This window comes from Bartonella tribocorum (assembly GCF_002778015.1).
GTDB lineage: Bacteria > Pseudomonadota > Alphaproteobacteria > Rhizobiales > Rhizobiaceae > Bartonella > Bartonella tribocorum_B.
Genome location: NZ_NJPP01000068.1, coordinates 1 through 1844 on the forward strand (window position 1 = coordinate 1; position 1844 = coordinate 1844).

Sequence of the window (1844 nt, forward strand, 5' to 3'; positions counted from 1 at the left end):
ATAAAAAATCGTGCGCATAAAAAATCGTGCGCGTAAAGAGGCTGAAGAAGCGCTTGAACCTCTAAATTCCGCCATAGAAGATTTTGTATTCACTGTAAAATACACACAAGAGAATATTTCACAAAGTTCTCAAATAAAACAACGACAGCATCAACAAGCGCAACAAGAAAAGACAATCCAGCCTCTTTCAAATCATGAAATTGCCCGCAAAGTTCAACAAGATCCATCGGTTAAACAGAGTAAAAGAGAAATCCAATTTTTGAGTGAAATGGTTTTTGGCAACCCATTTATTTTGCAACATAGAATAGACGATATGCAAAAAGCTCCAGAGATGGGAGCAGAGCTTGCATATCAAATTGGAAACTATTCTAAATCTTCTGGTTCGCTTGCTGGCAGGAAAATCTTTGGCATAAAAACTGCAGCACGAAAAGCCGCTGAAGAACATCTTCCTGCCCTTTGTACCGCCATTAGGGATTATGCTGATACAGTACAACAGTTGAGAGACACCATTGTGCAAAATCACCAGATAGAACAACAACAAAGATCATATCACAAACAAACTCTTTTTCCAGTGGCAAGAGAGATATTGAACGGATTACATCAAGACAAAATACGCTCTTTATGTGGCAAGATTTTTGGTGACCGGCTTATCTTAGAACAAAGTATACAAAAAATCAAAGAAAACCCCAATGTGGGAGAACAGCTCTTATGGAATCTAACAGAAAACCCTCTATCTATTTCCGAGCTTGCTGGTGAAAACGTTCTTGGCACAAAAGATCGTGCGCGCAAAGAGGCTGAAGAACATCTTCCTGCCCTTTGTACCGCCATTAAGGATTATGTTGATAATGTAAACAAGATGTTGCACGGATTACATCAAGACAAAATACGCTTTTTATGCCACAATGTTTTTGGTGACCGGTTTATTTTAGATCAAAGTCTACAAAAGATCAAAGACAACCCCGAAGTGGGAGAACAGCTCTTATGGGATCTAACAAAAAAACCTCTATCTATTTCTGAGCTCGCTGATGAAACCGTTCTTGGTACTAAAAATCGTGCGCGAAAAGAGGCTGAAGAACATCTTCCTGCCCTTTGTACCGCCATTAGGGATTATGCTGATAAGGTAAAACAGTTGAGAGACACCATTGTGCAAAATTATCAGACAGAACAACAACAACGCCATCAACCACTTACTGATCTTGATAGAAAATTGCAAAAGCAGCAAAGCCTATGGCAATCTCCGAAGATCCCTGAGCAGTCAACAAAAAATCATCATCGAGAGATTTCTGAAACATCGAAGCAAGAAGAGCAACTTCTAACTCGATCTCACCGCGCTAAAACATCAAAAGCAATGGCGTTGTCGTGATGGTCTCATAATCATTGGCTTATCATACAAAACCTTGATGCAATTATCTTGCCAAAATTGCATCAAAGTTGGCGCATAACATACAGAAAAATTTGAATAAGCYGTCATATGACAAAATGCATTGATAAAACTTCATGCAAAAGTTATGATAATATTTCGTAAAAATGGCCAACATTGTGACATTATTCCATCATTAACTTGGTTCCATACGAAAAGGACTAAATTTTTTCAATCACTCAAAACAACATTATGAAAATAACATAAGGCAAAAAATATAAAAAAAGCTTTTTAAAAAACAAATTTAAAAACTTGAAAGGAACATGCATGAAAAAAAGATCCCCCTCCCCTAGAATAGTCGAAATGATGCAAAAATTTCAACAACAGGATGAACAATCCCTCACCAACCCTCCCCAAGGTTTTCAAAGCACGCAAGCCGCCACAATCCCCCTCAGCACAGAAAATCCAGAGGACCCCTCCACGC

General features: G+C 38.5%; 1 protein-coding gene. It reads left to right on the forward strand.

The genetic code is table 11. The annotated features are described in order from the left end of the window. Positions 1-10 precede the first annotated feature (10 nt). Positions 11-1363 carry a BID domain-containing T4SS effector gene (locus CEV08_RS09115; protein ID WP_100131274.1) on the forward strand — a complete coding sequence of 451 codons (1353 nt, stop codon included), beginning with the start codon at positions 11-13 and terminating at the stop codon, positions 1361-1363. The last annotated feature ends 481 nt before the right edge of the window (positions 1364-1844 follow it).